Here is a 23,020-nt window from a genome sequence, read left to right on the forward strand (position 1 = left end):
TTATTCCTCCCACGCCTCCGCCAGCAGCTGCCGCGTTTCGCGCAACAACTGAGGCATCACCTTCACCCCGCCGACCACGGTGATGAAGTTCGCATCCCCGCCCCAGCGCGGCACGATGTGCTGGTGCAGGTGGTCGGCCAGCGACCCACCGGCCACCCCACCGAGATTGAGACCCACGTTGAATCCGGCAGGCCGCGAGACCTGCTTCATCACCCGAATGGCCCGCTGCGTGAAGGCCATCAGTTCCGCGCTCTCGGCGGGCGTGAGGTCCTCCAGGTCGGCTACCCGGCGGTACGGCACCACCATCATGTGCCCTGGGTTGTACGGGTACAAGTTGAGCACGGCGTAAACATTCTCGCCGCGGGCGATGATCAGGCCGTCTTCGTCCGACATCTTGGGGATATCGGTGAACGGATGCCCGGTCGCGTCCTTGGGTTTGACCTCACCGGTGATGTAGGACATCCGGTACGGCGTCCACAGCCGCTGCAGGCGATCGGGCTGCCCCGCGCCGGCGTCGACGATCTCACCGGCGCCGGGGGCGATGGGCTCGCTCATGCCGACGCCTTGACGATCTCGAACCCCTCCGCGGTGGGCGAGGCGTTCTCCCGGTTGCGGACCCAGGCGGTGATGGTGGCGATCGCGTCGGCGACCGGCACCGTGTTGACCTGGGTGCCGTCGCAGAACCGGAAGCTCACCGCGTCGGCTTCGACGTCGCGCGCGCCTGCCAGGAGCATGAACGGCACCTTCTGGGCGGTCTGGTTGAAGATCTTCTTCTGCATACGGTCGTCGCTGCGGTCCACTTGGGCCCGCACGCCGGCGTCACGCAGCTGCTCGATCACCGAATCCAGGTGCGGGGCAAAGTTTTCCGCGACCGGGATGCCGACGACCTGCACCGGCGAGAGCCAGGCGGGGAAGGCACCGGCGTAGTGCTCGGTGAGCACGCCGAAGAAGCGTTCGATCGAGCCGAACAGGGCGCGGTGGATCATCACCGGACGCTGCTTGGTGCCGTCGGAGGAGGTGTACTCCAGGTCGAACCGCTCGGGCAGGTTGAAGTCGAGCTGCACGGTCGACATCTGCCAGGTGCGGCCGAGCGCGTCCTTGACCTGCACGGAGATCTTCGGGCCGTAGAACGCGGCGCCGCCTGGGTCGGGCACCAGATCCAGACCTGAAGCCTCGGCGACCTTTTCGAGGGTTTCGGTGGCCTCGGCCCACAGCTCGTCCGAACCCACGTACTTCTTCGGGTCCTTGGTGGACAGCTCGAGGTAGAAGTCGTCGAGGCCGTAGTCCTTGAGCAGCCCGAGGACGAACTGCAGGGTGCTGGTGAGCTCGGCGTGCATCTGCTCTTTGGTGCAGTAGATGTGCGCGTCGTCCTGGGTCATGCCACGCACGCGGGTCAGGCCGTGCACCACGCCGGACTTCTCGTAGCGGTACACCGAACCGAATTCGAACATCCGCAACGGCAATTCGCGGTAGGAGCGGCCGCGCGCCCGGAAGATCAGGTTGTGCATCGGGCAGTTCATCGGCTTGACGTAGTAGTCCTGGCCGGGCTTGCGCACGGTGCCGTCTTCGTTGAGCTCGGCATCGAGGTGCATGGCCGGGAACATGCCGTCCTTGTACCAATCGAGGTGCCCGGAGGTCTCGAACAGCGCACCCTTGGTGATGTGCGGGGTGTTGACGAACTCGTAGCCCGCCTCGATGTGGCGCTGGCGCGAGTACTCCTCCATCTCCTTGCGGATGATGCCGCCCTTGGGATGGAACACCGGCAGGCCCGAACCGAGCTCGTCAGGGAAGGAGAACAGGTCCAGTTCGAGGCCGAGCTTGCGGTGGTCGCGGCGCTCGGCCTCGGCCAGCAGCTCCAGGTAGGCGTCCATCGCCTCGGTGGATTCCCACGCGGTGCCGTACACGCGCTGCAGGTCCTCGCGGTCCTGGTCGCCACGCCAGTAGGCGGCCGAGGAGCGGGTCAGCTTGAACGCGGGGATGAACTTGGTGGTGGGGATGTGCGGACCGCGGCACAGGTCGCCCCACAGCTTCTCACCGGTGCGCGGGTCGAGGTTGTCGTAGATGGTCAGCTCGTTGCCGCCGACCTCCATGATCTCGGGATCGTCGATGCCGGACTTGTCGCTGATCAGCTCCAGCTTGAACGGCTCGTTCGCCAGTTCGACGCGGGCGTCGTCGACCTCGACCACGCGACGCGAAAAACGTTGCGCGCCTTTGACGATCTTCTTCATCCGGGATTCCAGCTTGGCCAGATCCTCGGGGGTGAAGGGCTTGTCGACCTGGAAGTCGTAGTAGAAGCCGTCCTTGATCGGCGGGCCGATGCCCAGCTTCGCGTCGGGGAACTCCTGCTGCACGGCCTGGGCCAGCACGTGTGCGGCCGAGTGCCGGATCACGCTTCGCCCGTCCTCGGTGTTCGCGGCGACCGGTTCGACGTCGACGTCTTCTTCCGGGGTCCAGGACAGATCCTTGAGCGCACCGTCGACATCGCGCACGACCACGATCGTGTCGGGACCCTTGGTGGGCAGGCCCGCTTCCCGCACCGCTGCGCCCGCGGTAGTCCCCGCCTGCACCCGAACGAGAGCGACTGGACTGATGGGTGCAGAGGTGGTCACGGAATTGTTCTCCTTGTTGTCCGGGTCCGTCCGGGCTCACGGCGCAGGGTTCGTCCCGCACCGCCGATCCGCGCAGGGTCTGCCCTGCGTCGCCCATGCTATCGGGAGCGCCGACAGGCCGTGTCGATGGACCTACGCCCGCATGTCGATCAACCGGACGGCGTCAGCGCTGGGAACGCGCTGCGGCGGCCAGCCGTTCGGCGCGATCGGCGGGCGCGCGCTTCGGGCAGCTCGTGCACATCTCCCGACCGGGCGCCTCGTAGACCAGGCAACACGAAGCGCGACGAACGAAGGTGCGGCCATCGACGGTGACGAATCGCGGGGTCGGCAGGCGTGAGCCCACATCCGCCACCAGCCGGGTCGCCGCTTCCTGGGAGCCCGCGTCCAAGGCTCGGTTGCCGATGGCGTCGGCGACGACCGCCCACAACGAGGGAGCTCCGGCCCCGGAAACCGCCGCGACCTGGGAGATCACGGTGGTCAAGGTGTCACGCAGGGCGGTCGCGACCTCTTCGGCCGCTGCCGCGCCGGTCTCGCCGCCCACGTCCGAGCGCACCGATCGCCCGTTGGCGTCGACCGGCACCCTGTGGAACCGGGCGTGCTCGACGCCACCGTCCGGGCGGACCACACAGTCGAATTCGCCGAGCGCGGCGACCGGCGCCGGGGTGCCCGCCGCGTAGGCGACGGCGATCTGCTCGACCAACGTCGAGGCGACCATGCACCACCACAGGGTGCCCGCGACCCGGGGCACATCGGTGCCCCAGGTGTGGCTCATCGCGTCGATCTTGGCGGCGACCCAGTCCGGGTCGGAGAGTAGGTGGCCGGGAGCGGTGCTCACGACATCAGGGGACTGTGTAACCATGACCAATCGACTCCGATCCACCCTGCGACCATCGAAAACGTACCGAGCAGCCACAACGTCACCATGACGAGGGCGAAGGTGCCCACCGCGCCGAGTATCTTGATGAACCAGCCGCGCGAGGTGTACCAGTCCATGACGATCCGGTATTTGCCGCGCACCCAGGTCAAGGCGTGATGCGCCCAGACGAACTCGGTGGCCAGGATGCCGAATCCCGCGAACACCAACGCCCAGCCGGGTCCCGGGTACGGGATCGTGACGATCCCGATGATCAGCACCAGCCCACCGACCACGCCGACGGCGATGCGGTAGCCGAGGTTGAGAGTAGGGCGATGCGCGATGCCTTCCCGGAAGGCGCGCCAGCGCTCCTTGAAAGCGTCGAACCGCCCCGATCCGGCGGTATCGGAGTCCGCGGAATCGGGGCGGTCGGTGACGCTGTCGGCGGCGGTGGGATCGCTGGTCATCGTTCCAGCCTACGAGTTCGGCCGCCGACAGGCGCGATGCTGCTATCCGGTGACGGCCAGCGCGGCATGATCGTCGATGGCCGCGACCCCGTCGACGGTGACCGCCAGAACCCGCGCACCCGCGATATCGAAGAACAGCCCCGACAGCTCCAGCCCGCGCTCGGCGACGGCACGCCGCACTGCGGGATTGCGGCCCAACGTCTCGAGCTGCACGGCGACATTGACCATGCTCAGCTGATCCACCTCGCTGTATCCGGCCGCCCTTGCCGCGGCGGCCACCGGGTGGCCCGCGCGGAATCGCTGCAGCGTCGGTTCGGCGTGGCGCAGCCAGGAACCCAGCCCACCGTCGGCGTCGGCAGCGGAGTGAACCGCTTTCATGGCGCCACACGAGGAGTGCCCGCACACCACCACCGAACGGACAGCTAGGGAGTCCAACGCGAACGTCAGCGCCGCTTCGACCGAATCGTCACCGCTGACGGGCACCAGATTGCCGACATTGCGGACGGTGAACAGGTCGCCGGGGCCGCTGTTGGTGATCACGTTGGGCACGATCCGCGAATCCGAGCAGGTGAGGAAGAACGAATCCGGATCCTGGTGCATCCCGTCCAGGTGCGGGCGCACCACGTGGGCGTGGCCGCGATGGAAGGCCGCGATGCCCGCGGTCACCGCCGCGCCACCGGATTTCTGGTGCCGCCACGGGCGGAGCGTGTCGTCGATGGCGGCGCGAGCGAACCCACGGGTGGGTGGCGCGGCCGGGGTGCCTGCCATCTTGGCGTGCCCGATTTCGACGAAATCGATGTGGCCGCCGGTACTTTCGTGCTGACGTTGCCAATCCTCGATCGCCTCGAACGCGGCATGGTCGAGGAAGTCGACGGTCATCTCGACCCGCACATCGACACCCGAGGGCACCTTCGCCAGTTCGCCCGACAGTTTCGGCAGTGCGAGGAAGGTGCACGAGCCGTCGATGTGGACCTGCCAGTTGCCGTCGGGCAGCGGTGCCGCCTCCACCCGCACGCGCACAACCCGCCACAGCAGCAGACCGAACGCCAGCGCCAACCCGATGACCACGCCTTCCAGGAGATTGGTGAACACCACGCCGAGCACGGTCACCACGTAGACCAGCAGGTCGCCGGTGCGTCGCGCGAGCCGGATGTGGGCCAGTTTCACCAGCTGCGTGCCGATCACGATCAGCAGGCCCGCCAGCGCGGCCTTGGGAATCTGTTCGACCAGCCCGACCAGCGCCACCGAGAACAACAGAATCCAGAGTCCGTGCAGGACAGTCGATGCCCGCGTCCGCGCGCCCGCTTGCACATTGGTGGCGCTGCGCACGATCACGCCGGTGATCGGCAGCCCACCGACCAGGCCGGACACCACGTTCGCCGTGCCCTGGCCGATCAGTTCCCGATCGAAACCGGTGCGTGGACCGGTGTGCATCTTGTCGACGGCCACGGCCGAGAGCAGGCTCTCCACGCTGGCGATCAACGCGATGGTCAGCACCATCATGGCGACGGCGGTCCAGTTGCCCGACGGCAGTGCGGGCAGGCCGATCGCGTCGAAGACCGACCCGCTCAACGCGATTCGCTCGACATCGGACAGGCCGAGCGAGAGTACGGTGCCCACGAGCACCGCGACCAGCGGGCCCGGCACCGCGCGCAGCTTCGGTGGGACGTACTTCCAGCCGAGCATCACCGCGATCACCACGGCCCCGACGAGCGCGTCGTCACCGTGCAGCGACAGCAGCTGTCCGGGCAGTTCGATCAGATTGCGCAGCGCGGTGCTGTGCGAGGAACCGCCGAGCAGCACGTGGATCTGCTGCAGGGCGATGGTGATGCCGATTCCGGCGAGCATGGCGTGGACCACCACGGGCGCGACGGCCAGTGCTGCCCGGGCGATCCGGCTGAGGCCGAACAGGATCTGCAGCACACCGGCGGCGACCACGATGAAACATGTGACACGCCAACCGAATTGGGCGATGGACTCGGCGACGACCACGGTCAGACCGGCGGCGGGACCGCTGACCTGCAGGACCGACCCGCCGAGCAGGCCCGCGACCACACCACCGATCACGGCGGCGATCAGGCCCGCGGCGATCGGCGCACCGGAGGCGACCGCGATCCCGAGCGACAGGGGCAGTGCCACCAGGAAAACCACGATGGAGGCGGGAAGGTCGTGACGCAGCAGCGTCTGTCGCCACGCGGTGCGCGGCGGAGTGTTCGACGGGTTGTCCGCGCACGGCGGAGCGAGGTCGTTTTCGACAGACATGAATCTCCTTCGCCGACTCCCGGCACTGGTTTCGAGAAATCCAGGACCGAGGCCGATCATCACGAGGACGGTGGTGAAGCAAAGGGAGCTCGAGCAAAGAGGCCGGTGCGACGGCGAACCGGCTGCTGATGGATCCAACCTATTGGTAAAGAATTGGCAAAGCCAGTGTGCCGCAGAAACAGTGGGTCTCGCCATAACAGCAGGCAGCATGTGGTGTGACCCACAACGACTTGGGTTTACACCGGTTCGGCGGCGATCCTGCGTGCCTCGTCGAACCCCGAGATCCCGTCGGCGTTGATCTCGATCACCCGCGCGGTCGCCAGGTCGAAGAACAACCCGGTCACCGCGACACCGCGTTCGGCCATCCCGGCGCGGATCGCCGGGTAGTCGACGAGGGTCTGCACCTGGCGGGCGACATTGACCATGCCGAGTTGGTCGACCGGGCCGAAGCCCGCGAGGGCGGCCGCCGCCGCGACGGGATGACCTGCGTGGAACGCGGCCAGGGTCGGTTGGGCGTGCGCGAGCCAGTCGTCGAGACCCGGCCCGGCCTGGACCTGCCCGTAGAGGGCCTCCATCGCACCGCAGCCGCTGTGCCCGCAGACCACCACCGAGCGCACGTCGAGCTTGTCGAGCGCGTAGATCAGCGCGGCCTCGACCGAGACATCACTGCCGCCCACCGGGACCAGATTGCCGACATTGCGGACGGTGAACAGGTCGCCGGGGCCGCTGTTGGTGATGACGTTGGGCACGATCCTGGCGTCGGCGCAGGTGAGGAAGAAGGTGTCGGCGTCGGGGCGGTCACGCAGGCCGTGCAGGTGTGGGCGCAGCAGGTGCGCGGGGCCGCGGTGGTAGGCGGCGATGCCCGCGGTGATGGCGTCGCCCGAGCCGCCGGTGCGGCGCCAGGGTCCGATCGCCTCGTCGATCACCTTGCGTGATTGCCCGCGTTCGGGTGGTGCGGCGTCGGCGCGCGCCATCCGCGCGGTGCCCATCTCGACGAAATCGACAGTGTCACCGGCGAATTCACGCTGATCAGCCCATTCGGCGATGGCCTCGCTGGCCGCGTGGTCGAGAAAATCGACGGTCATCTCCACCGTCACGTCGACCCCGGCGGGCACCTCGGACAGTTTCGCCGAGAGCTTCGGAAGCGCGAGGAAGGTGCAGGAACCGTCGATGGTGACCAGCCAGCGTGGCGATCCCGACACCGGGGCGGCGGTGATCGTCACCTTGACCACCCGCCACAGCAAGACCATGAAGGCCAGCGCGAGCCCCATCACGACGCCCTCGAGGAGATTCGCGAAGACGACCCCGGCGACGGTGACGACATAGACCAGCAGATCGCCGGTGCGCAGCGCCCGTTTGATGTGCGCGAGTTTCACCAGCTGCATCCCGATCACGATGAGCAGCCCGGCCAGCGCGGCCTTCGGGATCTGTTCCACCACCCCGACCAGCGCCACCGAGAACACCAGGATCCAGATGCCGTGCAGCACAGCCGAAGCCCGGCTACGCGCCCCGGCCCGAACGTTGGTGGCGCTGCGTACGATCACGCCGGTGACCGGCAGCCCGCCGATCAGGCCCGACAGCAGATTGGCCGAGCCCTGGCCGAGCAACTCGCGATCGAAGTCGGCGCGCTGCCCGTCGCGCATCCGGCCGACCGCCACCGCCGAGAGCAGGCTCTCGACGCTGGCGATGAGCGCGATGGTGAGCACTGTGAACGCCACATGCCACCACTCCCCCGTCGGAACCTGCGGCAGCGTCATCGAGTCGAACAGTGAGGCGTTCAACATGATTCGCTCGATCTCGGTGGGCAACACCATCGCCAGCCCGGCACCGGCGAGGATCGCGACCAGCGGCGCGGGGACCAGGCGGACCTTGGTCGGTAGGTACTTCCAGCCGAGCAGGATCGCCATGACCGCGGTGCCGACGACCACATCACCCCAGCGCGCGGCACGCAGCTGGGCGGGCAGCGCGCTCAGGTTGGCCAGGCTCGAACTACCCGATACGCCACCGAGCAGGACCAGAAGTTGTTGTAGCGCAATGGTGATGCCGATACCGGCGAGCATCGCGTGCACCACCACCGGCGCCACGGCCAGCGCCGCGCGGGCGATCCTGCTCAGCCCGAACAGGATCTGCAATACGCCCGCCGCGGCGACGATGAAACAGGTTGCTCGCCAACCGAACTGCGCGATGGTCTCGGCGACCACCACGGTCAGCCCCGCCGCGGGCCCGCTCACCTGCAGCGGGGATCCGCCGAGCAACCCGGCCACCACACCACCGACGACCGCGGCGATCAGCCCGGCGGCCACCGGCGCGCCCGAGGCCACGGCAATACCGATCGAGAGCGGTAGCGCCACCAGGAACACCACCACGGACGCGGGAAGATCGTGTCGCAGAACAGCTTTCCATCTGGGGCCCTGATCGTTGTCGGTAGCCATCATTCTCCTTCGCCGCGAGCGGGGCTCGGCGGTTCATCGGTCGAACATGCACTGGCAAGAGAGGCGAACGGCTTCGTGGAGCTCGGACTCAAAACGCGAAGACCGCGACAATAGTAAAGAACTCCTCAAGCGCTAGGAAAGCCTTTCGGCGAGATTGTGATCAATCGCGGCCGATTTGTGACATCAGTCACATAGCAGGTTCTCCGCCAGCTGCCGTTGCATCGCCTGGTCGAGACCGGCGCTCATCGCCCAGGCCGCGGGGCCGCCGTGCTCGATATCCAGGTAAGTCAGGAACTGGCGCATGGTGGCCGCGTCGGCGGCGAAAACCCAGGCGGGGACCCGGTCATCCGGCCGCGGACCGCGGGCCCGCAGCGCCGCGAGGTTCGGGGTGGTGGCGGCGTAGTCGGCGATGATGTCGTCCGCGCGCACCCCGGCGACCGCGAGCAGCAGGGCGATCACCACGCCGGTGCGATCCTTGCCCGCGGCGCAGTGGATCAGCGCGGGCATCTGCCCCGGGGTGGCGAGCAGGCGCAGCACGGCGGCGATGTTCTCGCTGCTGTGCTCGAGGTATTCGCAGTACCGATCGAACATGCTGCCGTCGGGTGCGACTTCGGTGAGGTCGAGCCGCACCCGGCTCGCGCCGTAGACGTGCAGGTTCCGGTAGGTCGCGACCGCCTCGACGACGGAACCCGTTCCGTCCGTGACGGTTTCGCCCGGTGCACGCAGGTCGACGATGGTGCGAAGGCCACACTCGCCCAGCAGGAACGACACATCGCCGGCATCGAGCCCGGTGAGCAGATCCGACCGCAACACCCGCAACCGGCGCACCTGCCGCCCGTCCAGGGTGCGCAACCCACCCAGATCCCGCGCGTTCACCGCACCGCGCAGCGGCAATTTCCGTTCCACCGAGGAAGTCTCACCGTTGGTCATCGCAATCCGATCTCGTCAGTTGGGTCGATACTCCTCCCTTCGAGCGCGCACGACGTCGCCGATCAGCAACTGCGATCGACGGATCCGTTCGTACGATGCGGTAGGCATCGCAGCAGCGGGCCGAAATCCCGCGCGGCTGGTGCGGGGCGCGGCGTAGCCGGTAGGTCGGCATCAGCCGATCTCGACCACGCGCGCCCACTCGGGTGGTCTGTCGGGGATGTAGTCCGGGTCGTCGTGTCGCCATTGGCGGTCGCGGTGGAACAGGCCGACGACGGTTCGGCAGGCGGGTTGTCGGGAGGGCCACGGTGTTTGGCCGTCGGTCAGGGCCACGAGTACGTCGGGGCGGGTGCGCAGGGCCTTGGTGAAGCCGGTTCGCAGGTCGGTGCCGCCACCGCCGACGAGTGTCATGCCCTCGGCCTGGCACAGGGGGTGGGCGATGCGGGCGGCGGCGTCGCAGGAGAAGACGGTGACCAGGTCGCGGCGGCCGCCGACGGCGCGGGTGATGGCGGCGACTTCGAGGAGGGCGCTGCCGAGTTCGTCGTCGCTGACCGAGCCCGAGGTGTCGATGACCACGCTGACCTTGGGTGGGGTGCGGCGCAGGCTGGGCAGCACGATCCCCGGGAGAGCTGTCGAGCGTCTGGCCGGGCGTCGGTAGGTGTAGTCCTCACCGACGCCGGGGGCCGAGGCGGCCGCGCGCAGGGCCGCGCCGAGCAGGTCGCGCCAGGGTTGTGACGGGTGCAAGGCCTCGTTGGCCCAGCGTCGCCAGCCCTGTGGTGCGTCGCCGGGGCGGCCGACGATGCCCTGCGCCACGAGGAATCGGACGCCGGCGCGCTGCTGTTCACTGAGGCCGTCCGCACCGTCGGGGCCCCACTCCCACTCGCGGTCCGATCCGTCCGCGCCGCTACCGCAGTCGAGCCACGCCATGTCTTCGGTCAGGCGTCCGAGGCGGAATCGGCCCAGGTAGTCCTCCATGAGTTGGCCTGGATCGAGCCCCAGTGTGCTGGGCAGCACGGCGCCCTCGGGCTGGACCAAGCCGTCACCGAACGCGTCGTCGTTGATCTCGGCATCCGCGGCGATGTTCATGCGCAATCGTTCCCCCGGGCCCGTCAGGTCGTGGACGTGGGCGTAGCGGTCGCTGCGCGCGTGGTGTTCGCGCAGCAGGTGCGACACCTCGTGCACCAGGATCGAAGCCAGGTCTTCCACGGGCGTGCAGTCGACAAACCTGGGCGACACATAACACCGCCAGTATTTGTCCACAGCCATTGTCGGCGCGGTCGGCGACTCGACGATGTGCAGTGCGTACAGCGCGGTCGCCAGATAGGGACAGGCCGAAACCGCGTGCAGCCGTGCGGCATACAGCTTGTCGAAATCCAGCCCGGCGATATCCACCCTCATCGGCCCGCCTTGACAGCCACGCGATCCGCGGCGCGCGCGGCACTCTGCGACACCGACACCACCGCGGTGAGCTGTTCGATGGCCGCGGGCACCTCCCAGTTGTCGCGGCGCAGCGTGGCGAGGGTGGTCGCCGGAACAACCACCAGGTCGGGTGCCCCGGTTTCCACGGCCTTGACCAGCAGTGCCCATGCCGCGTCCCAGCGCGCCTGCTCCGGTCGTTTGCGGACCGCGGCCACGACGCCGTCGAGGGCGGCCTGGCGCAGGTCGCCCCGCGTCGGCAGCTCGGCCGCGTCCGGGTCGGCCAGGAGCATCTCCGGGTCCGGGAGATCCATCCGATCGATGCTGGTCAGCAATTCGAAACCGGCGCCGTCGCCGACCGTGCCGCGGATCAACTGCGACAGCACATCGCGACTCGCATCGGCCGCGGTCGCGAAGGCGATCAGCCGCAGGGTCATCTCCCAGCTGCGCGGTGACGGCCACGGACCGCCCCGCCGGGTTTCGGTGGTCGGCATCTGATGCACGAGTTTCGGCCTTGCCGCGAGCAGCGTGCACACCGCGCGACGAGCGAAACCCACAGCCTCCGCGAATCTTTCGGGCGCGAGCCGAGGCAGGGTCGCGCGCGGCCATGTTCCGCCGAGGCCGCGGACGACCACGTCGTGCTCGTGGGTCCACTGCAGGTGCACGAAACGGTTCGCCAGCGGCGGGCTCAGCTCCCAGCCGTCGGCGGCCGACGAGCGAGGATTGGCGGCGGCGACGATGCGCACACCCGGCGGCAGTTCCAGTGCGCCGACGCGTCTTTCGAGAACGACCCGCAACAGCGCGGCCTGTACGGCGGGCGGTGCGGTGGACAGTTCGTCGAGGAACAGCAAGCCGCGACCGGCGCGCACGAGCCGCACGGCCCAATCCGGCGGCGCCATCGGCACACCCTGGGTCGCGGGGTCGTCGCCCACGATGGGCAGGCCCGAGAAGTCCGATGGTTCATGGACACTCGCGATCACCGTGGTCAGCGGCAGGTCCAGCGATTCCGCGAGCTGGGTCAGAGCAGCGGTCTTGCCGATACCCGGCTCACCCCACAGGAGCACCGGCAGGTCGGCGGCCACCGCCAAGGTCAGCGCTTCGAGTTGGGTATTGCGACGCGGCTCTGTCTTCACCTCGCCGAGCAAGGAAAGCAGTTCGCCTGCGACGTCGAGCTGGGTGTCGGCGGGAGGCGGGCAGAGAGTGTGCACAGTCATGTGTGAATCACCTTTGGGTTCAGAAGAATTGGATGGATCAGTAAGGGTCGGGCGCGGCCGAGGATTGTGAGTGGCACCCGGCGCGAACGCACGAGTCGGCCGGTTGATGCGAGGTTCCGCGACACGCAGATCGGCCGACCATTGCGGCCAGGCACCGATCAGGCCGCCGTCGCCGAGGCCTACGGCGCGGGCCTCTACCGGTCCATTGCGGCCAGGCACCGATCAGTCGACTGGCGCTGGGCCGGGCGACCAACACACGAGGTCGATGCGACAGGGCGTGACCCTGTCGGCGACTCAGTACAAGACGGCGTGCCTCGGACGCGCGCGACGCCCCTTGCGGTCTTTCCGGCAGGGAGGTGCGTTGCCGCGACCTGGCGCAGGCAGACCGGCTCGGAACAGGCCGTAGGTAATCCGTTGCCGCACAGCCATTTCCAATGCGTCGCGGAGTGGTCCGTCGCGGAGCACCGCGTCTGCACCGATCCGGGCTTCGACGATGGTGAGGGCACCGTCGATATCGCCATGGTCCAGGCGATCGCAGACGCCGATGAGCCAATCCGGTTGGCGCAGTGACCGATCGATGGCTTGCAGACAGGGCATCGGGGTGCCGGTCAGGGCTGCGAGGAGTTCTTCGCGGCGGATTTCGGCGGGATCATGGTCCAGGGCGGCGAGCACCCCGTCCACCAGTCCGATCCGGTGGCGTTCGCCTCGACACTCCACGATCCGATGACCAGCACTGACCCCGGAGGCATCGGTCTGCGCGCCGTCGTAGCCGAGTGCCGACGCGACGAGCGGATGCAGTCGATCGACGGAGATCACGCCGGCACCGAGCAATTCCAGATCCGGAAGCACCCAGGTGGCCGCGTCCGGCAGGACCGGAAGGGCGGAGATTCCGCCACGGGGGCATTCCCCCGAAATCCGCATGGCTGCCGGGTTATTCGCGTCCACATCCAGCACTACTCGTTTTCGCGCACCACACCGCACCAGCACGAGCCCGGACCGAAGCCCCTCGGCTCTCAGCAGAACTCCCGCTTCGTCCGCCCAACGATCGACAGCACAACCTTGCGGCACCGATCCGGTCCGCCCGGCATAGTCCCGGTCGACCTGCGTGATCGGGCTTGCTCCAGCGCGGGTTCCCAGTTCTGCGGCTCGGCGCGAATCCCAGAGGTGGCGGTGCAGGTCGAGCCGGTAGCGGCTGTTGGGGCGGGGGTGTGGGTGCAGGCGCGCGGCGGTTGCCGGACTGTCCGAGTCCCACAGCGCGAGGCTGAACCGCTGACCGGCGGCCGCCCAGGCGGGCGGCGTCCGCACCACCAGATGCACGGAACCTGCACTGGGCCAACGTATTCCGATGTCCTCGGTGTCGTAGCGAGCCAGCACCATCGTCAACCCGGGCCGCACCAATCCGTCCGGCGCGATTCTGGGTAGATGCCAGCGCAGCAGATCCGGCGCCAGGTATCGCAGGTCGGCCCGCACGCGGGCGGCGAGTCCCCGCCCGTGTGTCCGTGCCAACGCCCGCAGATCCACCTCGACATCGACATGTGCCGCGGCGCATGCCCCGGACCAGTCGCCGACGAGCCGCCGGGCAGTGGTGACCTCGATCATCGCGGGCGGCACGGCGAGTTCGCGAACCCGAACCCAAAGACCAAGGCGCGCATCGTCATAGGACGCACGGAAGCCCGGCGGATTTTCGGTGATTACCCCGCGATCGAGCGGGAGTGGAGCCGGTGCGATGACCGGCGAGGGGCTCAACGGCCCGGGCGCAGGACGCCCTTTCGACTGGATGTCATGAGCCCAGTATGCACAACAACCCACGACCCGACAAGCGCGGGCGGGCACCGGCCGGGTGCCCGCCCGCTGTGATCAGCTGTCGCGTCGGGCCGCCGACGCAGCCAGATTCCGCAGCTCGGCGACCGCGCCTTCCTCACCCCGCACGCCCGACAGGGCCAGCATGGCGCTGGAGAAGAGCTGGTCGATCTGGCTGCGGCTCCAGTCCCGCCCACCCGCCGACTCGACCAACTCGGCCGCGCGCACCAGATCGTCGTCGTCGAGTTCGGCATCGCGGCCGTACAGCTCCGCCAGCGCCCGCGCCTCCGGTGTCGCCGAGTTCAGCGCCCACACCACCGGCAGCGACTTCTTGCGATTGCGCAGGTCCGAGTGCGCGGGCTTGCCCGTGACAGCGGGGTCTCCCCAGATGCCGAGCAGGTCGTCGGCATGCTGGAACGCGCGGCCCAGCGCGTTGCCGAATCCCTGCAAGCCGGCGATGGCGCCGGGTCCGGCGTCACCCGCCAGCGCACCCAGCGCACCGGAACACCCGAACAGGGCCCCGGTTTTGCGGTCGACCATGGCGACGCATTCGGGCACGCTCACGTCGGACCGTCGCTCGAAAGCCATGTCGGCGGTCTGACCTTCCACCAGGTTCAGCACCGCCGCGCTGAGCACCCGGGTCGCCGACTCGGCAGTGCGCGCGCCGGTGCGGGCCAGTCCGTCGAAGGCCAGGGTGACCAGTGCGTCGCCGGCGAGGATGGCGGGCCCGATCCCGAAGACGTGCCAGGCGGTCGCGCGGTGTCTGCGGGTGGTGTCGCGGTCCATCACGTCGTCGTGCAGCAAGGAGAAATTGTGGACGAGCTCGACCGCGAGCGCCGCGGGCATCGCCTGCGAGAGGTCGGCCCCGACCGCTCTACCGGCCAGCAGAACGAGATTGGGCCGCAACGACTTTCCGCCGTCGGCGTGTTCGGGGTTGCCGTCGGGATCCCACCAGCCGAAGTGGTAACCGGCAATGTGGCGGATCGATTCGGGCAGCGATTCGACCGCGGTTCGCAGCGCCGTCCGGAACGGCTCGCGACCGTCGACAGCAGGGGCCTGCTCTACCGCGATGCCAGTGGTACTGATCGTCATGCGCAGTTCCTTTCCATGGAGCCGATCGCCTACACAGCGGTGGTCAGCGCCCCGAGCGCATCCGGGACGAGCACAGCCGCACTGTGGTAGGCGCTGATCAGATAGGAAGCGACCGCCTGATCGTCGATTCCGTTGAACCGCACGGTGATTCCCGGCGCGTACTCGTCAGGCAGGTCGGTGCTGCGCAGCCCGACCACCCCTTCGTCGTCGGCACCGACACGCATCGCGAGGATGGTGCTGGCCCCCGAGTCACTGATCGGGATCTTGTTCGACGGCAGCAGGGGCACGTCCCGCCAGGCCCGCACCGGCTTGCCGTGCAGTTCGGTCGTGCTCGGATAGATACCGCGCGCACTGCATTCGTGCCCGAAGCGCGCGATCGTGCGCGGGTGGGCCAGGAAGAACGCGGTTTTGCGGCGGCGGGCGAGCAGCCGATCCAGATCGTCCGGGGTGGGCTTGCCGCTCACCGAACGCAACCGCTGCGTCGGGTCGACATTGTTGAGCAGCCCGTAGTCGGGATTGGTGAGCAGGTCGGATTCCTGGCGCTCCCGCAGGGCCTCGACCGCCAACCGCACCTGCTGGTCGAGCTGATTCATCGGCTTGTTGTACAGGTCGGTGACGCGGGTGTGGACCCGCAGCACGGTCTGCGCCACACTCAGTTCGTATTCGCGCGGGCTCGCGTCGTAGTCGACGAACGTGCCCGGCAACACCGGCTCACCGACGTGCCCCGACGCCAGGTCGATCGACGCCTCGCCGCGCTTGTTGTATTTGCCCCTGGCCTGCCGGTCGGCCTCGCGGACGGCCGAAAGATGCTGCGCCAGTGCGGGACTGCGGTCGAGGATGCGCTCGAGGTCGTTCCTGGCCAGGCTGAGCACCGTGCAGCTGGTCTCGGCGGTGGCGGTGAATTCCCAGATGGCCGACTCGTCGAGGAGCACCTCGCTGCCCAGTTCGCCGCCGTCGCCGACGACATCGAGCACCACCCGGTCCCCGTACTCGCCCGTGCGATTGGTGACCGCCTGCCCGTGCGCGATCACGAAGAGCCGATCGATCGGGCTGCCGAATTCGCACAGGGTCTCCCCCGGGCCGAACTCCTCCTGGACGAACGCCGAGGCGAGTTCGCGCAGGACGTCCTCGTCGTCGACACCGCTCAAGGCGCGCAGTTCCCGCAGTTCCGGCGCGATGACCTGGTAGTTCCCGCCCGACAGTGTGCAGGTGATGTAGCCGTCGCCGACGGTGTAGGTGAGCCGCCGGTTGACCCGATAGGTGCCGCCGTCGACCTCCACCCATGGCAGTTCGCGCAGCAACCACAGCGGGGTGCGTTCTTGGTTCTGTGGAACGGATTTCGTGGTGGTGGACAGCGCCCGCGCCGCGGGGACGCCGAGGGCGGTGAGTTCTGCTGAAGTCACGAGCTACTCCTGACCGTTCGAGGGGAAGGGGTGCGCACAAAGTGTCGAGCGGCCGAGGTACCGAGCCCGTGCGGAGCGAACCTCGGCACCGCCGTGACGACACCGAGTGCCGGTGGGTAGCGTAGGTTTTCGGGCACGTACCGGCTGGTGTCGCGGTGCCAGAGCAGCACGCCCGCGATCCAGTCCTGCAGTTCGCCCACGTAGTCGGTCAGCGCTCGGCGCGCGGCGGTGTCGAGCCGGTGGTGTTCGAACAGCACCGGCAGCTCTTCGAGCACGAGTCGCTGGAACTGCCGCATCCTGGCCCGCATGAGATCGGCCACGATCGCGACGGCACGGTCCCGATCGCAGGCGAGGAAGGTCTCGACCACGAGCACCATGTTGTGCAGCTCGCCCTCGTAGTCGATTTCCTTCTGATACGAGAACAGGTCGTTGATCAGGGCGGCGTAGTCCATCGCGGACTGTTCGATGCCCCGCATGGTGCTGGTCTGGAACACCGCGTCGGGCACGAGGCCACCGCGGCCGATCTTGGACAGACCGATGGTGAGGTCGGAACCGAAAGTGAGCCTGCGCATTTCGAGGTAGTCCACCGGATCGGGCACCCGGTGCTGGATGTGGTTGGCCAGTTCCCACAGCCAGCTCTCGACCATCCGCTCGACCGAGGACTTGAACGTCTCCCGCGCGCCCGGCGCCATCGTGGCGACGGTGCGCGGCCACAGATCGGCCAGGCCGCGCTCGAGCGGATTCAGTGGTTCCGGTACCGCACCGAGGTCCACCGGCATGAACATCGACAGGCGCGCGTTGGCCGCTTTGGCCGCGGCCATCGCACCGGTCGGGTTGAACAGGGCCGGGTAGTAGTCGTCGGCCCAGGTGCCCCAGGTCAGCCAGCAGGCCGACAGGGTGAGCGCCTCCGCGGTGGCGTCAGGATCCAAACCCGCTGAGCACAAAGCGAAGTCGAATCCCGCGTTGTCCTGTCTGGTCCACAGCTGACGCCCGCCCAGTTCGGGCACCGGATCGTGAAAACCGACCCGGTCGGACCAGTCGAGGCTCTCGCGGCGGGCCGTCGGCAGGTGCGCGCACACACTCACCTCGAAAGGTAAGTCGAACTCGGGCAACGGCAACTGGCCGACCGGTGCGCTCAGGCCCCGACTGTGATTACGCAACCCACCGGGGGCCGCCAACCCACGAGCCAACCCGGAAAGCCCCGATGTTCCAAGACCTTTCGGTCCACCGAGCACCGGCACCTGACGCGCCCCGGCCGACTCGTTCATGTATCGGTTGGACCGCAGATGCCATTCGTGCCCACCGGACTGCCAATCCTGCAGGCCCTGCACATACGACAACGTCGACGCCCGCCCGGCCGGGTCGATCGCGTGCTCGTCGAACAGCGGTCCCAGCTCGGTGAGCACGGTGTTCTCGAATTGATGCATGCGCGAGGTGAGCTGATCGTTGACCCGATCCGCCGCCTCCTGCGGCGAGCAGCCGAGAAAGTGCTCGACCACCAGCACGCCGTTGTTGACCTCACCCTCCTGTTCGGTTTCGCGCTGATACGAGAAGATGTCGTTGCGCAGGTGCACCGCGTCGGAGAAGGTGTCCTTCAGCACCCGCAGCGGTCGCGATCCGACCAGCGCCTCCGGCACTTCGATCCCGCGCGCGTATTCGACCAGGTCCGCCGACCAGGGCGCGCCGCCGACCTTGCGCCGCATCTCGATGTAGTCGATCGGATTCGGCACGCGCGCGCCGTTGATGTTGCGGATCTCCCACACGCAGTCCAGCAGCAGATTGCGGGTGCTCTCGGCGAACCGCTCCCGCCAGGCCGACGACATCACCGGTACGGTGCGCGCCCACAGATCCCCCAGCCCGGCCTCGTCGGGATTGGTCGGTTCCGGCATCGCGGCCGGGTCGACCGGCATGAAAGTGGCCAGGCGGTCGAGGTATTCGCGCGCGCCGTCGAGATCGCCGGTGCGCTTGAAGGCGTCGAGGAAGTGATCGTCGAAGTAGAAGACCCAGGTGTACCAGTCGGTGACGGTGTTGAGGACCTCGGCGTCGGCGTCGGGATGGGTGTAGGCGCACAGGCCCGCGTAGTCCATCCCGTCGAAGGTCGGCTCGTCCCAGACCACGTCACCACCGACCGTCGGTCCGAGCATGCCCATGTCGTGAGCCCACGACTTCGTATGCGCGCGAGCGGTTTCGACGTTCGGGTTGAGTCTCGGTGGATGGGCGATGTAGAACTCGGGCAGTTGGAAGGGCTGCACCGCCGTCAGCCTTCGCGACCGATTTCGACGTTCTCCAGGATCGCCAGTGCGTCGGGCACGAGCACCGCCGCCGAGTAGTACGCGCTGACCAGGTAGGAGATGATGGCCTTCTCGTCGATGTTCATGAATCGCACGTTCAGGCCGGGCTCGTATTCGTCGGGGATGCCGGTCTGACGCAGGCCGATCACGCCCTGGTCTTCCTCGCCGGTGCGCATCAGCATGATCGCGGTGGTGTTGGTGGCCGAGACGCCGATCTTGTTGCACGGCAGGATCGGAATGCCGCGCCAGGCAGGCACCTTGTGGCCGCCGAAGTCGATGCTGGTCGGGTAGAGGCCGCGGCGGTTGCATTCGGCGCCGAACGCGGCGATCGCGCGCGGGTGCGCCAGGAAGAACGACGGGTCCTTCCAGACCAGCGCCAGCAGGTTGTCCAGGTCGTCGGGCGTCGGCGGGCCGGACTGGGTGGAGATGCGCTGGTCGAGGTCGGCGTTGTGCAGCAGACCGAAGTCGGGGTTGTTGACCAGTTCGTCTTCCTGGCGCTCGCGCAGGGCTTCGATGGTGAGCCGCAACTGCTGCTCGGTCTGGTCCATCGGCTTGTTGTAGAGATCGGCGACGCGGCTGTGCACGCGCAGCACGGCCTGGGCGATGCTCAATTCGTATTCGCGCGGGGAGGTTTCGTAGTCGACGAAGGTGCCGGGCAGCACCGGTTCGCCGACATGGCCGGAGGCCAGTTCGATGCGCGCCTCGCCGTGATCGTTGGCTTGCTGGGCGAGCCGTTCGGCATCGGCGGCGACCGCGTCGAGATGGGCGCGCAACGAGGGGATCGTGCGGTCGAGTTCGTCCAGCGCCGTCCGGTCCAGGACGAGCGCGGTCACCGGGGTGAGGGCTTTGACGCTGTAGCCCCAGGTCGAATCCTGGCCGGTGAGCGCCTCTTCGCCGAAGAACGCGCCGTCGGCCAGGGTGGCGAGGACAGTGCTCTCCCCGTATTCGCCGGCGCCGACCTTGTTCGTCTTGCCGTGCGCGATCAACACCAGCTCCTCGGCCGGGCTGCCGAGAGTCACGAGGTTTTCCCCGGCGGCGTACTCACGCTGCACGAAGCGGCCGGCGAGGGTGTCCAGTGCGCCGTCGTCGGGGTAATCGCGCAGATAGCCCAACTCGCGCAGCTCCGCGGGGATCACCCGCACGTTCGCACCGGTGGTGACGAAGGTGATCCGGCCGTCGCCGACGGTGTAGGTCAGTCGCCGGTTGACGCGGTAGACGCCGCCGTCGGCCTGCACCCACGGCAGCAGTTTCAGCAGCCAGCGCGAGGTCTTGCCCTGCATCTGGGGCACCGACTTGGTGGTGGTGGCCAGATTGCGCGCGGCGGCGGTGCTGAGACTTTGCTGTGTGGACGCAGCGGGGGCGAAGGGTTCGGCCAACTCTGTCATGTGAAATCCCTTTTGTCGCAGTGCATGTGGACGAGCACGAGCCATACGGGGTGAAGATCACGAGCAGCGAAGCGGCGGCGATTCGAAGCAATCGCCTGGTAGCACAAGCTATTTCAGATTGTCGATGACATGACAAACGGATATTTCAGCACGGGTTGTCGTCATCGACAGAAGGGAGAGGGGTGGATTGAACTGTGACACAACCACTTCGGGCTCATCAGACTCGAGCCACGAACGCCGCTCTCCCCCTACAAGGAAACCACGAGAGCGACTGTCTGGCAATCCCTTCCGGCATGCCGACATGCCGGTCCCATGCGCGAAAACGAATACGTTGCGCGCGAGCGATCCGGCGATCTACCATCGTCGGCGCCGACGGGAACTCACTGTCCGACAACACATCTCAGTCAGTCGTCCAGATTTGCAGCCACCGCCCACACGCGATGTTTCCCGGTCGATACGACGAAGGTCCCCTACCCGTCGGGGCAGAGGACCTTCGCGCACACGAGGCGGGCGAGCTACCGAGCGTCGGTCAGTTCGCGCGTGTCGGCCTGCGCACCCAACTGCGGATACGTCGGGTACTCGATGCCCGAGATGTACTGCACGGTCCGCACCACCTGGCACGAGTAGCCGAACTCGTTGTCGTACCAGACGTAGAGAATCGCGGTGTCGCCCTCGACGATGGTGGCGTTGGCGTCGATGATCGAGGCCGCGCGCGAGCCGATGAAGTCGCTCGACACCGCGTCGGTGGCGGCGGTGTAGTCGAGGTTGCGGCTCAGCGGGCCCGCGAGGGAGACCTGACGCAGGTAGGCGAGCACGTCTTCCTTGGTCGTGTCCTGCGTCAGCTGCAGGTTCAGGATCGCGACGGAGACGTCCGGGGTTGGCACGCGGATCGAGTTGCCGGTGATCTTGGCCTTGAAGTCCGGCATCGCCTTCGCGACGGCCTCCGCCGCACCGGTTTCGGTGAGCACCAGGTTGAACGGCGCGGAGCGGCCGCGACGGTCGGCCTTGTGGTAGTTGTCCAGGAGGTTCTGGTCGTTGGTGAACGAGTGCACCGTCTCGACATGTCCACGCACGATGCCGAATTCGTCGTCGATGGCCTTGAGCGGCGGCACGATCGCGTTGGTGGTGCAGGAGGCGCAGGAGAAGATCTGCTGCGACAGGTCGAGGTCGCGGTGGTTGACGCCGTGCACGATGTTGGGCACGTCGCCCTTGCCCGGCGCGGTGAGCACGACCTTGGCGATGCCGGGGCGCAGGTGCTGCTCCAGGCCCTCGCGGTCACGCCAGCGGCCGGTGTTGTCGATCAGGATCGCGTTGTCGATGCCGTAGGCGGTGTAGTCGATCGTCGTCGGGTCATCGCTGTAGATGAACTTGATGACGTTGCCGTTCGCGGTGATCGTCTCGTTCTCGACGTCGACCTTGATCGTGCCGTTGAAGTGCCCATGCACCGAATCCCGGCGCAGCAGCGAGGCCCGCTTCGCCAGATCGTCGTCGCCACCCCGGCGCACGACCACCGCGCGCAGGCTCAGCCCGTTGCCCGACCCGGCCTTCTCGATCAGCAGCCGGGTGACCAGCCGCCCGATCCGCCCGAACCCGTAGAGCACCACATCACGCGGCCCCTGCGACACCGCTTTGTTGCCGTCGCTCACCTCGGCCAGCACCGAGGAGGTGTATTCCTCGACCGACAGCCCACGCGCGTCGGCGTGATAGGCCATCACGAGCTGACCCAGATCGATCTTGCACGGCCCCAGATCCAACCGGCTGATCACCTGCAGAAACGGCAGGGTCTCGTCCACCGACAGCTCTTCGCCGCCGATCTGGCGCGCGAACCGGTGCGTGCGCAGAATGCTGATCACCGACTTGTTCACCAGCGACCGGCTGTGCAGCAGAATCGTCACACCCTTGCTGCGATACAACGTCCCGATGATCGGAATCATCGCCTCCGCCGCAGCTTCCTGAGCGTTCCAGCGATCAAGTTGTTCGGTAGTCAACACACGTCCTCTGGTTTCAACGATATTTCCGCTGCATCGATGCTAGTGAGCACGGAATTTTTCACCGTGGGCCACTCCCCACCGGTGAGATCGGCGTCGCACCGACACCCGCCCCGACATCTCCCCTGACGGACTCCCGCCGATTCAGAACTTGCCGGTGAGGTGCTCGGTTCGGTGGCCCAGTTCGGCGGTGAACTGGGCGACGAATTCGTCGGCGAGTGGCGGCCAGCCCCAGAAGTCGAAGGCGAGGGCGCCGAGGGCGAGATCGTCGCACCATTGCCAGGTGACGATCGGGCTCGACGTGGCACAGGAGCTACAGGTGGCCGCGCCCTCGCCGGATTCGATCGACGAGCACTGGTCTCGGCCGAGGCCGGCACGCGGTCAGCTGGTGGCAGTCCAGCGGATCATGGGTGGTTTCACCCTGGCGCACAACGGGTTTCCGGTTGCATCGGTCAGGCCGAGTCGAGCTTCCAGTACACCTGATTCCGCCGCGGCGGCCAGGGTCTCGGTGGAGACGTCGGCGAGCATCAGTTTGGCCCGTCGAAACATGGTGGCCGTTCCGGCATCATCCACGGCGACCCAACTGAGGTAGAGGAACCGCTCTCCCGGACGACCCTGGATATAAGGCCCACGAACATCCGCGTCGACAACAGTGCACTCCACCGTCCACGTGACGGTTTCCGCGTCGCCGCGCTGAAGGTCGAGCAATTCTTGCGGACGACTCCTCCGCTGCACACCGACGTGGATGTTCGGATACGCCATGTCGATCCCCGCCGGCCGACACGACGACCCGGGCAGCTGCGTCCCCACGATTCGGATGAACATCCGTCCATTCTGCGGCACCTGGGTGACGCCGGCTCGCACTGGATCGAGCCGACGCC

At 67.6% G+C, this 23,020-nt stretch carries 16 protein-coding genes; all 16 read right to left on the reverse strand.

Annotated features, from left to right (window positions below; genetic code table 11):
• Positions 1 to 555 carry an HIT family protein gene (locus ACFW6D_RS19360; RefSeq protein WP_379329928.1) on the reverse strand — a complete coding sequence of 185 codons (555 nt, stop codon included), beginning with the start codon at positions 553 to 555 and terminating at the stop codon, positions 1 to 3.
• Entirely contained in the window at positions 552 to 2,609 is a 2,058-nt protein-coding gene (gene thrS / locus ACFW6D_RS19365) for a threonine--tRNA ligase (protein WP_379329930.1), read from the reverse strand. The genes ACFW6D_RS19360 and thrS overlap by 4 nt, the downstream gene beginning before the upstream one ends.
• A 163-nt stretch (positions 2,610 to 2,772) precedes the next feature.
• Positions 2,773 to 3,444 (reverse strand): (2Fe-2S)-binding protein, encoded by a 672-nt coding sequence (locus ACFW6D_RS19370; RefSeq protein WP_379329932.1) that lies wholly within the window; start codon positions 3,442 to 3,444, stop codon positions 2,773 to 2,775.
• Entirely contained in the window at positions 3,441 to 3,929 is a 489-nt protein-coding gene (locus ACFW6D_RS19375) for a TIGR02611 family protein (protein WP_379329934.1), read from the reverse strand. The genes ACFW6D_RS19370 and ACFW6D_RS19375 overlap by 4 nt, the downstream gene beginning before the upstream one ends.
• A 42-nt stretch (positions 3,930 to 3,971) precedes the next feature.
• Positions 3,972 to 6,191, reverse strand: a complete 2,220-nt coding sequence (locus tag ACFW6D_RS19380; protein WP_379329936.1) for a SulP family inorganic anion transporter — start codon at positions 6,189 to 6,191, stop codon at positions 3,972 to 3,974.
• A 236-nt stretch (positions 6,192 to 6,427) separates the two neighbouring features.
• Positions 6,428 to 8,623 carry a SulP family inorganic anion transporter gene (locus tag ACFW6D_RS19385; RefSeq protein ID WP_379329938.1) on the reverse strand — a complete coding sequence of 732 codons (2,196 nt, stop codon included), beginning with the start codon at positions 8,621 to 8,623 and terminating at the stop codon, positions 6,428 to 6,430.
• 183 nt (positions 8,624 to 8,806) lie between these two features.
• Entirely contained in the window at positions 8,807 to 9,553 is a 747-nt protein-coding gene (locus ACFW6D_RS19390) for a tyrosine-protein phosphatase (RefSeq protein WP_379329940.1), read from the reverse strand.
• Between the two features lie 171 nt (positions 9,554 to 9,724).
• Complete coding sequence (locus tag ACFW6D_RS19395; protein ID WP_379329942.1) at positions 9,725 to 10,948, reverse strand: VWA-like domain-containing protein; 1,224 nt, start codon at positions 10,946 to 10,948, stop codon at positions 9,725 to 9,727.
• A complete protein-coding gene (locus ACFW6D_RS19400) occupies positions 10,945 to 12,180 on the reverse strand; it encodes an AAA family ATPase (RefSeq protein WP_379329944.1) in 1,236 nt (411 codons plus the stop codon). The genes ACFW6D_RS19395 and ACFW6D_RS19400 overlap by 4 nt, the downstream gene beginning before the upstream one ends.
• Positions 12,181 to 12,474: 294 nt before the next feature.
• Positions 12,475 to 13,779: a hypothetical protein gene (locus ACFW6D_RS19405; RefSeq protein WP_379329946.1), complete on the reverse strand. Its 1,305-nt coding sequence runs from the start codon at positions 13,777 to 13,779 to the stop codon at positions 12,475 to 12,477.
• A gap of 258 nt (positions 13,780 to 14,037) precedes the next feature.
• Entirely contained in the window at positions 14,038 to 15,072 is a 1,035-nt protein-coding gene (locus ACFW6D_RS19410; RefSeq protein WP_379329948.1) for a polyprenyl synthetase family protein, read from the reverse strand.
• A gap of 29 nt (positions 15,073 to 15,101) precedes the next feature.
• A complete protein-coding gene (locus ACFW6D_RS19415) occupies positions 15,102 to 16,475 on the reverse strand; it encodes a family 2B encapsulin nanocompartment shell protein (protein WP_379329950.1) in 1,374 nt (457 codons plus the stop codon).
• Positions 16,472 to 18,727 carry a germacradienol/geosmin synthase gene (locus ACFW6D_RS19420; RefSeq protein WP_379329952.1) on the reverse strand — a complete coding sequence of 752 codons (2,256 nt, stop codon included), beginning with the start codon at positions 18,725 to 18,727 and terminating at the stop codon, positions 16,472 to 16,474. Before ACFW6D_RS19420 ends, ACFW6D_RS19415 begins: the two co-directional genes overlap by 4 nt.
• 5 nt (positions 18,728 to 18,732) lie before the next feature.
• A complete protein-coding gene (locus tag ACFW6D_RS19425) occupies positions 18,733 to 20,151 on the reverse strand; it encodes a family 2B encapsulin nanocompartment shell protein (RefSeq protein ID WP_379329954.1) in 1,419 nt (472 codons plus the stop codon).
• Positions 20,152 to 20,666: 515 nt separating this feature from the next.
• Positions 20,667 to 22,085, reverse strand: coding sequence for a glyceraldehyde-3-phosphate dehydrogenase (locus ACFW6D_RS19430; RefSeq protein ID WP_379330078.1), 1,419 nt, complete (start codon positions 22,083 to 22,085; stop codon positions 20,667 to 20,669).
• Positions 22,086 to 22,520: 435 nt separating this feature from the next.
• Complete coding sequence (locus tag ACFW6D_RS19435) at positions 22,521 to 22,964, reverse strand: DUF5990 family protein (RefSeq protein ID WP_379329956.1); 444 nt, start codon at positions 22,962 to 22,964, stop codon at positions 22,521 to 22,523.
• Positions 22,965 to 23,020 lie beyond the last annotated feature (56 nt).

It is taken from the genome of Nocardia sp. NPDC058705, from assembly GCF_042749305.1.
Classification (GTDB): Bacteria; Actinomycetota; Actinomycetes; order Mycobacteriales; family Mycobacteriaceae; genus Nocardia.